The organism is Azorhizobium oxalatiphilum, assembly GCF_014635325.1.
GTDB lineage: Bacteria > Pseudomonadota > Alphaproteobacteria > Rhizobiales > Xanthobacteraceae > Azorhizobium > Azorhizobium oxalatiphilum.
In genome coordinates this window covers 113,833-127,454 of the sequence record NZ_BMCT01000008.1, presented here as the reverse complement: position 1 = coordinate 127,454, position 13,622 = coordinate 113,833, and the positions used below count along the sequence as shown (strand labels likewise).

Sequence of the window (13,622 nt, the reverse complement as noted above, 5' to 3'; positions counted from 1 at the left end):
CCCCTCACGCCAGCCCCTCATACAGCGCACCGATGCGTTCCGCATAACGGGCCATGGAAAAGAACTCTGCCCGCACCCGGCCGCGGGCGGCAAGATCTGCCCGCAGCGTCTCGTTGTCGTCGATCTCCCGCAGCGCGCGGGCGATGCTGCCCGTGTCATAGGGGTCCACCAGCAGCGCCGCATCCCCGGCGATCTCTTTGGTGGCTCCGAGATTGGAAGTGATCACCGGGGTACCGAGCAGCATGCTCTCCAGGATCGGCAGGCCGAAGCCCTCGTAGAGCGAAGGGAACACGGTCGCCTTCGCGCCCCGGATGACGCTGGTGAGCAGGGAGAAGGGCGCATATTCCAATCGCCGCACCCGCTCGCGGGTGAAGGTGCGCGTGCCGACCTGCTCCACATACTGCTGGGCATTGTCCTTGAGGAGGCGCAGCTCCTCCTTCGACTTCCAGGCGGAAGTGCCAAGCAGCACCAGCGGCGTGTCGAGCTGCGTGCCCAGATAGGCCTCGATCAGCCGGCCCACATTCTTCTTCGGCTCGATGGCGCCGAAGAAGAGGAAATAGCCCTTGTAGGGCAGGCCGAATGCGCCCTCGATGTCGGCCCGCACCTCGTCCTCGGAGCGATTCAGGTATTTGGCCGGGATTTCCGCCGCCTGATAGGTGTTCGTCACCTTCTCCGGCGGGCAGCCCAGAAGGTCGATGATGTCCTGCCGCGAGGTCTCCGAGACTGTGACGATATGGTCCGCCTGCTGCACCAGCTTCTGCGACAGGCGCAGGTAGCGCCCCTTGTGGTCGAGCGTAGTGTAGGGCAGGCGCAGCGGCACGAGGTCGTGCAGCGTGTAGATGTTCTTCGCCCCCGGCAGCGTCAGCGGCAGCGGATAGGTCCAGTGCATGATGTCCACGGGCGGCAGGTTCCGCACGCGCATGAAGCCGTTGGTGATGGCGAACTGCGTCGTCGCCGCGCCGAACAGGTCGGTGGCGTTCCAGATCCGGTTGAAATACGGCAGCCGCGATTTCTGGCTTTCGATGATGACGCTGCCTGTGACCGGCACCTCGAAGGCGCGCGCCCCGAACGGACGCGGCACGAGACGTCCTGCCTCGCGCAGGGCGATGTCCCACGCCGTCTGCGGCTGGAACGGATCGAAGAAGGAAATCTCACGCAGGAAATCGGAGCGTCCGGGGCCGAAGGGGGCGCCGTAGAGGATCTCCGTCCGCGCCCCGAGATCCCGGCACGCATAGCTCAGGTTGCGCGCATAAGTTGCGACGCCCGTCCCCTTCTCCAGGCCGAGATTGTAGCCGTCGATCATGATGGAAGTCGGCCGGGCCGGGTTCATGGTCAGGGTCCTTCGGGGAAAGCGCGGCGGGGGAAGGGACGCGGAAGACGCCATGAAAATGGCCGCGAGGCAACTCTGCGCGCCGGCCAAGGGCAATTCCCGCCTGCGGAGCCTGTTTCGATCAGGGTGAAGCAGGCTGATCGGCGATCAGGCCTTCCCCTCTGCAAAGGAGAAGATCTGCCTTGATCGGACTGCGGCCTCCATCCGAGCGGAACACGCCTTTAAGTCAGGCCCGCCTTATCCGGGTATTTTGATAACAGTCTATGTAGATTCTTCATCAACGGTACGTGCGTGCGCTCAGGCTGAGCTTCCCCAGCGACGCAGAAGAAATTCGCCCTTACTGGGAGTGAAATGGTTGCCCTTGCCCCCCGATGCTGCCAATAAGGCACATGCGTGCATCTGGCGCATGAGCGATCGAGCGAATTCTATTTCTCGGACGTCCTGGCTCAGCCAAGGTGGGTGCATGAAAGATCGCTGTGTCGGTGTCGGAGCTCACAGGTGACCGTTCCCATCGCGTATGATGTGACGCGCCTCTTTTACGGCCCGCTCAGCCGTACTCCGCGCGGGATCGACCGCGTGGATTTCGCCCTCGCCGCCCGCCTGTTCCGCCACACCGCGCAACCCTGCGTGGGCGTGATGCCCACCGCCTGGGGCATGCGCGTCTTCAGCCCGCATCTGGTGCGGCGCGGCCTCGTCCGGCTGCAGCGCCTCTGGGCGGAACGGCGCAGCATCGAGGATGACGCCCTCTGGCATGGCCTCGTCGAGGAGCTGAAGGGCGGCAACGCGCTCGATACCGACATGGTCCTGCCCCCGCGCTTCTCCAATTGGCAGCGGGTCAAGCGCATGGGCTCCATGCTGGGCGCCACCGGCTTCACCTTGGGCGGCTCCACCGCCACCCATGTTCCGGACCGCGCCGTCTATGTGAACGTCGGCCACATCAGCCTTGCCATGCCCTTCTTCCTGCGCTGGCTCGACAAGCGGCCCGACGTCACGCCGGTCTTCATGCTGCACGACGTGATCCCGCTCGACACGCCGCACTATGTCTCGCGCTCCTCCGCCCGGCACCATGCCACCATGGTGGCCTCCACGGCGCGCCATGCCGCCGGCCTGCTGGTCACAACCGAATCGGCCCAGCGCACCGTCACCGATGCGCTCGCCCGCTTCGGCCGCACCGACATCATGACGCTGGCCCAGCCGCTCCCCGTGCCGCGCGTGTTTCACACGCCGTGTGACCCGGATCCCGAGCTGGCGGGGACCAAATATTTCGTCATCTGCGGCGCCATCGAGCCCCGCAAGAATCATGCGCTGCTGCTGGACGTCTGGCGCGGGCTCACCGCCGACATGGGCGAAGACGCGCCGCACCTCGTCATCATCGGCTCGCCCGCATGGCGCAGCGGAGAGATTCTCGGCCAGTTGCACGACAGTCCCAGCCTGCGCCGCCGGGTGCACGTGGTCTCCGGCCTGTCGAGCCCCTCGCTGAAGCGCCTGCTTGCCGGCGCGCTCGGCCTGCTCATGCCCTCGCACGCGGAAGGCTTCGGCCTGCCGCTGATCGAGGCCGCCCGCCTCGGCGTCCCGGTGATGGCGTCCGACATCCCGGCCCATCGGGAAGTGGTGGACAATCAGGCCCTGCTGCTGCCCGCGCAGGATGCCCGCGCCTGGGATGCCGCCATCCGGCACTGGACGAACGGCGAACGCCCCAGGGCTCAGCCCCGGCCGATGCAGGACGCCATGGACGAGCGCGAGGCCTATTTCACTGCCATCGAGCGCTTCCTGTCCGAGTGCTCCGCCAAGCGGCAGGCTGAACTGGCCGCAAGCAACATCAAGGCACGCCCCCGGCGGCCCATGGCCGATACCCAGGACGATGCCGGCATTCCCGCGGTTGCCCGCGCCGGAAACTCATCGGCCGACCCGGTCTGACACCGCCGTGAACAGCATCGCACACGGCTTGCCCGCGGCAGCCATCCGGGTTTGTCTCGCCCGCATGGCATGTCCCGCGACCATGGGACCGAGAGCGCGCATTGACGCGCGCCGGCCCAACACACTGGAGACATGGCAGTCGTGACCCCTCCGGCCGAGAGCCTGTTCGAACGATTTCACGAAAGCTTCCTGGCCGAACCGGAACGCCGTGTCCTGCGCTGGATCGCCGAACGTCTGCCGCTCTGGGTGACTCCCGATCGCCTGACCGGCTTCGGCATGTTCGGTGCCTTGCTGGTTATGCTGGGCTATCTGGGCTGCCACATCTCCATCAGTTTCATCTGGCTCGCCAATCTCGGCCTGCTGATCCACTGGTTCGGCGATTCCCTTGATGGAACCGTGGCGCGCGTGCGTGACATCGCCCGCCCCCGCTATGGCTATTTCCTCGACCAGAATGTGGACGTGGTGGGCAATCTGCTGATTGCCGGCGGCATTGGCCTGTCCCCGTTCGCCCGCCTCGATACGGCATTGCTTGCCCTAACCGGATACCATATGGTATCGATCTATGTGTTCGTGCGCAATGTGGTGCGTCGCGAATTCCATCTGGCTGTCATGGGGTTCGGGCCCACCGAGGTGCGCATTGGCATACTGGTCATGAACATGACCATCCTGGTCGTCGGCACGCCGAGCTTCACCTTCTTCGGCCAGACCATGAGTTGGTGCGATGGCGTGCTCATGGGCACGTTTGTCATTCTGTCGATAATGTTCACGCTTTCTGTAATGAAAGAAGCGGCAATTCTACGTCAGCAGAATGAATAGAAATTCACTCCGCTTTAAATAGAACACGCCGATACAACCGCCCCTCCGAACCTTCGGGAACGCGAATGTCCATCGAACTCCAGATGTACCCTGGTTACAGCAACGAAGAACTCAATATCATCAGGGAGTTCGCCGTACCTGATCAGTTGCCGGAGCACGGATTCATCAAGGAATTCATCGGCGTGCGGACGCGCAACACGTCTGTGTACAACGCCGCAGCGCAGATGCACGGCAACAGCGTATGCGGCTTGCCCATTCCGGCCGACTTCCATTCGGAAGCGGTCGAGTGGATCGGCACCCTCAAGGCTGTGCGGAACGCCAACCAGCGCTTCGCGGTTATGGAACTCGGAGCAGGCTATGGCACGTGGTCAGTGGCCACGGCCGTCGCTGCCCGAAATCGCGGCATCACCGATATCTTCGCGCTCGCCGTCGAGGGGGATCCCGGGCATTTTCGCACTATGCAGGATCATTATCGGGACAACGGTTTCGATCCCGCCGAACATCAGCTCCTGCAGGCGGCCGTCGGCTCGGAAGATGGCAAGGCGCGTTGGCCCAAGGTCGATAATAGCGCTGACGTATGGGGGCTTAGGCCGCAAACCGAAGACGGAACTGACTATACCGGCGGTCAGCACTCGGACTATCTGGATGTGGAAATAATTGCGCTTAACCGCCTGCTTCTCGCACGCGATGAATGGAATCTCATCCATATCGACGTGCAGGGCATGGAATTTGATATTTGCCGATCAGCGATAGACCGCCTTTCCGAGCGGGCGCGCTGGGTGGTCGTCGGCACACATTCGCGCAAGATCGATGGCGATTTACTCGATCTGTTCAATAGCGCCGGATGGCTTCTCGAGAATGAGAAGCCCACACGCTTCACTTTTGTGCCTGGCGCAGCCAGCCTTGAAGCGATGACGCAGTTCGACGGCACGCAGGTGTGGCGCAATCCCCGTTTTGCAAAGACGGAGAGCTAATCCCACTCAACGGCAAGCCACGAACACAGGGCTTGTCGTCAATCGGAGGCCAACCGGCCACATTCGCGCAGGACGTCATGACCATCCGCCTTCTTGGACGGAGCAGTCACCGTCCTGCGTTTGGGCTACTGCACAGTGATTTCCATGCTCAGCTAATCGGCTTTGGGCATGGCGTCGGATTTAAGGCTTGCAGTGAGCCATATCTACTCACTCCGCAACAGCCGCCTGCAGAGCAGGGATTGATGCAAAGCAGAGGGGTGTCCAGCACGATGACATGGCGTCCTTTTGCCTTCTTGCATCCCTGAACATACTAACATCTGAAACATTGGCGAGGGGAATATGACAGATTTCGCGGGGCAGCCTCTTACGCAGGAAAACCTCGACAGCCTCTTCGAAGCTCTCAAGCCGAGAATTCTGGACTTCATCGTTCAGCAAAAACCTTGGCTCACTAACATTTTCATACCATCTCCGGATATTTATAGAGTCAAATCCGACGCAGGCTTTATGGAGCACTCCACCTGTTCGTCTCGTGATTTTTTTCATCGCACCTTTTCGGAAATTTGTAAGCAAATTCATGTCGATGAACGTTTTCATCGGAAGATTTGGGAGTGGGTTTTCATTACCCACCACCTTGTCGCGTCCGGTGCAGTCCAGCCGGGTAAGAAGGGGCTGGTTTTCGGGGTCGGACAGGAAACTCTGCCTGCAGCCTTCGCCGCGTTGGGCGCCTCGGTCACGGCCACAGATGCGCCTTTGGCGATAGCCCAGGGTGCCGGTTGGACGAGCAGCGGGGAATTCGCGCAAGGCTTGGCTGCGATGCCGAATTGCGCGCTAAGTCGGCCGGAGTTTGAGCGCCTCGTCGAATGGCGAGAATGCGATATGAATGCGATCGCCGATGAGTTTATCGACTATGATTTTTGCTGGTCGTCGTGCTGCTTGGAGCATTTGGGCGGTTTGCGAGCCGGCATGGATTTTATCATCAACAGCGTCGAGAAAACTCTTAAAATCGGCGGCATCGCCGTCCACACGACTGAATTCAATCTGAGTTCAAACGTAGACACGTTGGAATCTGGACCAACTGTACTTTATCGTCTGCGCGATATTGAAGATCTAATTCGAGAGCTTGAGGATCGAGGGCATACTGTGGAGCCTTTTCGTGTAGCTCCCGATAGCCTTGTGATCGACGGCTACGTCGATACGCCGCCCTATCTATCTTCGCCGCACCTCAAGATAAAGCTTGGTGCGTTTGCCTCAACTTCGGCTGGCCTGGTCATCCGCAGAGGAGTTTAAGTGTTGCCCCCCGGTCTTCAACACGCGATCTCTTCGCTTGATGAAGGCCGGGGGAATGCCAGCAAAGATGACGCGTCAGAATACATCTCGCGTTGAAGAGTAAAGTCGAAAATAAAGGGAGCCGGCCTGCCCCCCGCTTCAGGCGCCAGGCTGTCTCACGCGGACCCGCCACCAGTCCAGCAGCTCCGACAGGATACCGTCGATCGCATGCTCTGGATGCCAGCCGGTCATCTTCCGTAGCTTCGCCGGATCACCGATTGCCACCGGCACCCCCGACGGTCGCATTCTGGCCGGATCCTGCTCCACGGTGATAGCTGCGCGCGACAATCCACACAGCTGCTCCAGCAGGTCGCCAATGCGATGGCCGCTACCGGACGCCACATTGACCAGCGTGCGGCGCGCCAGATCCGGATGGGTCAAGAGGCCGATATAGGCGCGCACAACATCCGCTACATGCAGGAAGTCCCGCTGTGCCGAAAGATCGCCCACCCGCACCACAGGCGGCATCTGCCCGGCTTCAATCCGCGCAATCTGAGCCGCGAACGTCGGCAGGACGAAGCGCTCGTCCTGCCCGGGGCCCGTGTGATTGAAGGCACGCGCGATGATCAGGCGGGTGTCTTCGGGCAGCACCTGCGCCAATGCATGCTCGGCGGCCAGCTTGGAGGCGGCATAAGCGTTGCCGGGCTGTGGCGGCGTGTCTTCCTTCGCCGTTCCCTGCACGAAGCTGGCGCCATAGACCTCCGCTGACGACGAGAACAGAAAAAGCCCGCCCGGCGCATACCGCGCCACCGCCGACGCGAGAGCAAACGTGCCGCCGAAATTAACCCGCCACGTCAGCTCGGCCGCCCGCGTCGCCTCCATGATGGAGGATTGCGCCGCCAAGTGAACAACGATATCCGGCCGCACCCGCTCGACAAGCGCCTCGACGCTTTCAGGCTCCAACAGGTCAGCCCTCTCGAGCGACCAGCCGTCTTCTGCCGGCCCTTCATCCCGGCTCAGCATCACAAGCCGATGTTCGGGAAAGGCGGCACGCAACGCGGGCGCCATGTACCCGCCCACAAACCCGTTCCCCCCGGCCAGGAGCAAGGTCGGCACGTGCGCCATATCCCGGTCTCCGCTCAGCTTGATAGGCGGGTGAGGCGCGTCAGATCCGCATCCACCATCTCACGGATCATCGTCTCCAGTGAGATCTCCGGCACCCAGCCCAGCTTGGCCTTGGCCTTGGCTGGATTGCCCAGCAGCACGTCCACCTCGGCCGGCCGGAAGAAGGCGGGGTCGATCACCAGATGCCCCTCCATCTCAAGGCCCACATGCGCGAAGGCGATGCGGCACATGTCGCGCACTGTCGTGGTGGTACCCGTGGCGACGACATAATCGTCCGCGACGTCCTGCTGGAGCATCAGCCACATGGCGCGGACATAGTCCTTCGCATGGCCCCAGTCGCGCTTGGCGTCGATATTGCCGAGACGCAGTTCCTTCTCGAGGCCCAGCTTGATGCGCGCGACGCCATCCGTGACCTTACGTGTCACGAACTCGATCCCCCGCAGAGGGCTCTCATGGTTGAACAGGATGCCGGACGAGGCGTGGAGGCCGAAGCTCTCGCGATAGTTCACCGTGATCCAGTGGCCGTAGAGCTTGGCCACGGCATAGGGCGAGCGGGGGTAGAAGGGCGTGGTCTCGCTCTGCGCCGCTTCCTGGATCTTGCCATACATCTCCGAGGAGGAGGCCTGATAGAAGCGTGCCGTGGGCGCCACGAGGCGCACCGCTTCCAGCACGTTCGTCACACCCACGCCGGTGATGTTGGCGGTGAGGACAGGCTGCTGCCAGGAGGAGGCGACGAAGGACTGGGCGGCGAGGTTGTAGACCTCGTCCGGCTTCACCTGCTCCATAAGCCGGATGAGGCTGGACAGATCCGAAAGGTTGCCATCGAGGAGCTGGACGCTCTTGTCGACGCCAAGCCAGCGCAAACGGTGATCAGCCACCCCGAAATGGGAGGAGCGGCGCACGACGCCAAAGACCTCGTATCCCTGCTCCAACAGGTACTGCGAGAGATAGGCACCATCCTGTCCGGTGATGCCGGTAATCAACGCGCGTTTAGCCATTTTACCTCTAAGCCGCTCCCAACGGGTGTGCCGACATAGCGTAGATCACGGTGACGTCAACTACTGCGGAGCGCCAACTGGAGTTTCATCTCACCGGTCGCAAATGCGTCAAATTAAATGTCTCATTTCGGACGGCCGCCGGTCATTTGGTCTGCCAGCGCAGGACTTAGGCCGTAACGCATCGCAAATTTCAACGCAACACGTTCGGCTTCGGCCGTATAACCGAGACGGCGCAGCAGTCCTACCTTCTCACTGACTCGTGCCGTGGGGTGATCGCCAGCAGGCTCGGCACGCACCAATGCATCGTACGCATCCTTGAAGCGGTCGACCTCGAGCAGCACCAGAGCGTATTCGCCCCAGGCGTTAGCGTCCGCCGGACTACGTGCGACGTAGGTTTCGTACAAGGCGCAAGCCTGAGGCCAATCCCTCCGGTCTCGCGCCGTCTGAGCCGCCAGAAGGAGATCCAGCACTGCATCGCCCTTGGCCTCAGTCAGCTCGCAAGACAACGGTGCCGGGAGAGGCGGGGCGGTAAGGAGGACCTCGTCCGGCACGAGACCGATATGTAGAGGCGCATCGGCCTCCGGCAGCGGCGCACTCGCTGCCGCCCCGGCATCTCCAACAACGCTTTCCTGCTGTACGCCCTGCCTTGTTCGACCCCGCGGAGCGGAACCGATCCCGATCTTGGCGAGCTGCACACCCGCCTCTGCCTGGCTCGCGTCGAACGCCAGCGCCCTGCCGTAGGCATGCTGCGCAAGATCCACCATGCCGTCTTCGCGGGCCATATTTCCCAGTTGGATCCATATTTCGTGATCCTCCGGATATGCCAGCAGGTGGGCCTGATATGCACGCGCGGCGTCGGCCCAATCACCTCGATCGCGCGACAGGTCACCCCGATCTCGGTGATGTGAGGCCAGCGCTGCCTCAACAGCACTTTTCAGACGCGCCTGCTCTTCACCGCCCGGCTGCGATGCCAGCGATGCCGCAGCATTGCGCAGCAACAACTCGGCTTCGTTCCACCGGCCGGCCCTGCGCTTCGCATGCGCCAGATGCAGCAACACGTCGGCGTTGAAAGGGGCGGCAGTCGCAGCGGCGCTATAGGCATTCTCCGCGGCCTCGAAATCTCCGCTTTCCTTCAGGGCGTGACCCAACTGTACCCGGATAGCCCACGCCTCAGGCCGAAGGGAGAGATATTTGGCATATGCCTTCGAAGCGTCCTGCCACTGTTGGGCGTCTCGGGCCCGATCGGCCTCAAGAAGGAGTTGCCCTGCCCTACGGCCACGCGACGAGATCAGCTCGAAAAAACTACTCATCATCCGAGCAAGGTCCGATATTTGGCCACGATCTGATCCCAGTCGAAGTCCCGCGACACGATATGATATGCCGTGTCAGCTGCTTTTTTTGCGCTCTCACGGCTCCATTCTCGCTGGGCGAGGACGTCTCTCATATCGGCGGCAGATTCAACTTTTATGAACCAATCATTCTCACGCACGCCCCGCGCTCCGAAGGAGTTCGAGATGATCGGCACACCGGACGCCATGTAGTCGAATAGCTTGAGATTTGTGCCTCCGCCAGAGGTCATGATCTGGACCGCGAAATCGGCCGAGGAGACATAGAGTCGTTTGGCCACATCGGTCACGAATCCCAGCCAGTGCTCCCGGAAGCCGACTTTCGGCCACGACCCGTTATAGGCTTCGGCGATCCGGCCGATGATGAGCATATCCCCGGAAAAGCCACCGTCGCTGAGCCACTGCCGTGCGAGGCGGTAAGCTTCAATGTTGGGGCCGTACGCGCTGCCCAGAAATACGCCCACGTCGACATCCACAAGACCGGCCGCCTCGCGGAAAGCAAGACGCGCATCCTTAAGGATGGCATCAAACGCGCCAACCGTCACACCGTTTGGAATCACATGGAGCTTTACGGGGTCCGCGTCGTAATCATTGATGAAACCATTCAGGTCGTCTTCGCTGACGACAAGGATAAGATCCGCCTCACGGACCAAGCGCGCTTCGCAGCGGCCCGTTTCTGCCACGAAGCTACTGCCCAGGACACGGTCGCGCGCGTCCTTGAAATATGCCGCCTTGACACGGCGATCCACATTATGGGCTTCGTAGATGACAAGCTGATTTCGCCTTCTTTTAGGCAGCACGAGGTCAGCCATGTACGGGTGAGTAAGGACCACCACGTCGGCCCAACTCATCGCATCATCAACTTCATTCAGAAATTCCGCAGTGAAAGCGTAAGTCTGAATACACATAACGTCATGCGTATATAGCTCGACGCTGTCAGCGCTATCTTGATAACGACGGCGATCCCGGTCCGAAATTCCCGCCACAATATTCTGGAGGCTGGGAGTCAGGGCCGTCTTTCGCAAGCCGCCTGACATCCGGATATCGTAGGACAGAACACGAATGTCCTCGGTCCGAGAGAGCCGAGAATATATGTTGACGAGACGGGTCTCTCCACCGTTCTCCGCAGGTGAAATATCGTAAGTGCTGAATACCGCGATGCGCATCAGCTCTGATCCGCTAGCATTCTGAGATCATCAACGATGATTCCCGCCGATCTCTGCCATGAATAACTATGGGTCCGTGCTCGGGAAAGAGCGATCAAATCGCCCCGAAGTTCGGCGTTCTGGCTCATCTCCTGTAGAGCCAGAGCGATTGACTGCACGTCATAGGGATCAACCAACCTTGCAGCGCCGCCTGCGACTTCCACCATACTGGACCGATCCGAGGTCAAGACCGGACATCCGCACACCATCGACTCCAGTATCGGCAACCCGAAACCTTCGTAAACACTGACGTAAGCGCTGAACAACGCCCCACTATAGAGGCAGGACAGTTCATGTTCCGTACGATCGGAAAGTACTTTTACACAATCCTCCATGCCGTTCTCGTGCCGGTAGGACAAGACTCGATCAAAGCCCCACCCCATTTTACCGACGATGACGAGATCCGGACAATCAGCCATCTGCGACCGCATTTGCCGATAAGCTCTCAGCAGTCGCAGGTGATTTTTCCGCGGTTCGACCGTGGCAACAGCGATGATGTAGCCTTTGCGGCGCAAGCCCAACGGCACGATAACCTCGTCCACCTCGGCGCTGCTCCGCGCAGATATGCCGGGAGATACCGATATGCCGGATGAGATCACCTGATCGGGCTCGAGCTTCCCATGCTCGATCATGTCCGCACGGGTGCAGTCGGAAATCGCATAGATGCGATCCGCAGCGGAAAAGACTTTGATGTTGTTCTGGAAATTAATGCGGGCGTCGGGATTGAAATAGTGCGGGAACAGCACGGGAATCATATCGTACCCCCACGCCACATTTACCATTTCAGGCATGATCAACGGTGTGAAATGGTTGGCCATATAGGCATGGCAGCCGGCTTCTTTGAGGCGCAACGCCAGATCGGAAACAAGTGCGTGCCGTTCGGCGGAGAGACGCAGCCGGCGCAAGTGCACCAGCATATTTGCACCGGGACCTGGATCCAAGGCGTAACCACTGAGCGCCTCGTAAACGATCGTGAGGGTGACATCCCCCGTGTGACCGGCGAAGACCTCGAGCGGAATAAAGCCCGCACCGTCGGTCCACCCCCGGCCGGCACCGGAGAGGAAACCGGATTGCAGACGCCTGTCCGTACCCGCCACCCGGCTGGTCCGCGTGGCCGATTCAATCGTGACGGTCTTCAGGCGAATGCCCCGCTTGCGACCATCCGTACCGGCGGGATCAACCGCCGCCCGGCTCAGCACCACGAACGCACGCTCCGGCGTGGGGCCACGATACGTTATCACCGCCTCATCGATCTCAGCCGCTACGATTGCCCCGTCAATGAACAGGCGAACCTCGGGGTCCCTGACCGTCGGCCACGGCTCTGGCGGATCGTACGACTGCGAGACGGGCGCATATATGACCTCAGGGGTCCAGGTCAGCCCGGCCATGGCTTCGGCTCGGACCGTCCCCAGCCTTGAGTCACAGACAAGAAGGGCATCGAACGCCGGATCCATGGCTCGCGCAGCATTTAGAAAACCGCATGCGACCTGGTAAATTCCACCGAGTATCCCCTGTTGAAAACAGCCGCCATCAAACGCGATTTTCATGCTTCACCAAGGATGTTGGGAGAAACTCGCCAAGCAACGAGTTCCATTTGTTCAATGTTTTCAAGGATGAGAAATCCTCCGAGCGCTGCGCCTGCACGCGCATGAGGGAGCGCTTCAGATCAGGATTCTCGGCGATGCATACAATGCGCGCAGCCATTTGCTCCAGGTCAGGCTCAGTCACCAGCAGTCCGGCGCTCCCGCAAGTCCCCACAACGGCAGAAGAAGCCAAGGCGACAACCGGGCATCCGGTCGCGAACGCCTCGACCAACGGGACCATGAAGCCTTCATGCTCACTTGCCGATACAAAAGCGTCCGATGAGCTCAATGCGCTCTTCAGCCCTTCGCGCGGGACGTTAAGCTCAAACGAAACAGCATCTTCAAGGCCAAGATCTTCAACCAAGCGCCACAGCGTGCGGAAATAGGTTCGATCCCACAATTTGCCGAACAAACGCAGCTTGGTTTTGCGCCCCGACATTTTCCCGACAAGCGCGGCAATTCTGATGAGGTTATCGGGCCTTTTATTCGGAACAAAGCGCCCTATGAACGCCATGTTGATGCAGCTTCCGTTGAACGATCTCAACTCGGCCTCGGCATCGTCAAAGGGGCGCCGAAAAAAGAGATCGTCGTAGAAGACCGGAATGACATGACCACGCGGATACCCGCGGGCCTCAAGCTCGGAAACATTGAATTCGGAATCACCCACCACGCGGTCAAACATGGCCGACATGCTTCCAAGCCGTTGACGGCCCTCATCGCACGCATCGGCCAGCCAGCCCAGGCCAGCATCGCGGAAAAAATGCCCCGGCGTTATGTTATGATAAACGATTACTTTTTTGCAGGGCAAAGAAAGAATACGATCGACATTTTGATCGAGGAATGAATGATGGAAAATAATAAGATCCTGCGAACCAGGACGGAGAGCGAGCATCTGCTCTACATTCAGCGTAAATATAGGCGCAGAACTGATCGAGTCCTGATCACAGACCAGATAAGTCTCCAGCCCAGCCGACAACATCGCGGAATACAGCGATCTTGTCGAAAATCCAATTGCGTCGCGCACCGGTATTGCTGGCGAATAGTGAAAGACGCGTGACATTC

11 protein-coding genes are annotated in these 13,622 nt (G+C 60.5%); 4 read left to right on the top strand and 7 right to left on the bottom strand.

What is annotated here, in order from left to right:
* Nucleotides 1-4: 4 nt before the first annotated feature.
* Complete coding sequence (locus tag IEW24_RS22465) at nucleotides 5-1,330, bottom strand: glycosyltransferase family 4 protein (protein WP_244644612.1); 1,326 nt, start codon at nucleotides 1,328-1,330, stop codon at nucleotides 5-7.
* 498 nt (nucleotides 1,331-1,828) lie between these two features.
* Between IEW24_RS22465 and IEW24_RS22460 the strand changes: the two genes are divergently transcribed.
* From IEW24_RS22460 to IEW24_RS22445, 4 genes are all read left to right on the top strand, one after another.
* Entirely contained in the window at nucleotides 1,829-3,247 is a 1,419-nt protein-coding gene (locus IEW24_RS22460) for a glycosyltransferase (RefSeq protein ID WP_188582878.1), read from the top strand.
* A gap of 132 nt (nucleotides 3,248-3,379) precedes the next feature.
* Nucleotides 3,380-4,063, top strand: coding sequence for a CDP-alcohol phosphatidyltransferase family protein (locus tag IEW24_RS22455; RefSeq protein WP_188582876.1), 684 nt, complete (start codon nucleotides 3,380-3,382; stop codon nucleotides 4,061-4,063).
* A 65-nt stretch (nucleotides 4,064-4,128) separates the two neighbouring features.
* The gene (locus tag IEW24_RS22450; protein ID WP_188582873.1) at nucleotides 4,129-5,037 is read left to right on the top strand and encodes an FkbM family methyltransferase; all 909 of its coding nucleotides are present in this window, start codon (nucleotides 4,129-4,131) and stop codon (nucleotides 5,035-5,037) included.
* A gap of 339 nt (nucleotides 5,038-5,376) precedes the next feature.
* Nucleotides 5,377-6,324: a class I SAM-dependent methyltransferase gene (locus tag IEW24_RS22445; RefSeq protein WP_244644611.1), complete on the top strand. Its 948-nt coding sequence runs from the start codon at nucleotides 5,377-5,379 to the stop codon at nucleotides 6,322-6,324.
* Between the two features lie 138 nt (nucleotides 6,325-6,462).
* Here the strand turns inward: IEW24_RS22445 and IEW24_RS22440 are convergent, their stop codons facing one another.
* The 6 genes from IEW24_RS22440 to IEW24_RS22415 form a co-directional block, all read right to left on the bottom strand.
* A complete protein-coding gene (locus tag IEW24_RS22440) occupies nucleotides 6,463-7,428 on the bottom strand; it encodes a GDP-mannose 4,6-dehydratase (RefSeq protein WP_188582872.1) in 966 nt (321 codons plus the stop codon).
* Between the two features lie 14 nt (nucleotides 7,429-7,442).
* Nucleotides 7,443-8,426, bottom strand: coding sequence for a GDP-mannose 4,6-dehydratase (gmd, locus tag IEW24_RS22435; protein WP_188582870.1), 984 nt, complete (start codon nucleotides 8,424-8,426; stop codon nucleotides 7,443-7,445).
* Between the two features lie 122 nt (nucleotides 8,427-8,548).
* Complete coding sequence (locus tag IEW24_RS22430) at nucleotides 8,549-9,739, bottom strand: tetratricopeptide repeat protein (RefSeq protein ID WP_188582868.1); 1,191 nt, start codon at nucleotides 9,737-9,739, stop codon at nucleotides 8,549-8,551.
* Nucleotides 9,736-10,938 (bottom strand): glycosyltransferase, encoded by a 1,203-nt coding sequence (locus IEW24_RS22425; RefSeq protein WP_188582867.1) that lies wholly within the window; start codon nucleotides 10,936-10,938, stop codon nucleotides 9,736-9,738. The genes IEW24_RS22430 and IEW24_RS22425 overlap by 4 nt, the downstream gene beginning before the upstream one ends.
* Nucleotides 10,938-12,524, bottom strand: coding sequence for a glycosyltransferase family 4 protein (locus tag IEW24_RS22420; RefSeq protein ID WP_188582865.1), 1,587 nt, complete (start codon nucleotides 12,522-12,524; stop codon nucleotides 10,938-10,940). The genes IEW24_RS22425 and IEW24_RS22420 overlap by 1 nt, the downstream gene beginning before the upstream one ends.
* Nucleotides 12,508-13,620, bottom strand: coding sequence for a glycosyltransferase family 4 protein (locus IEW24_RS22415; RefSeq protein WP_188582863.1), 1,113 nt, complete (start codon nucleotides 13,618-13,620; stop codon nucleotides 12,508-12,510). Before IEW24_RS22415 ends, IEW24_RS22420 begins: the two co-directional genes overlap by 17 nt.
* Between the last annotated feature and the right edge of the window lie 2 nt (nucleotides 13,621-13,622).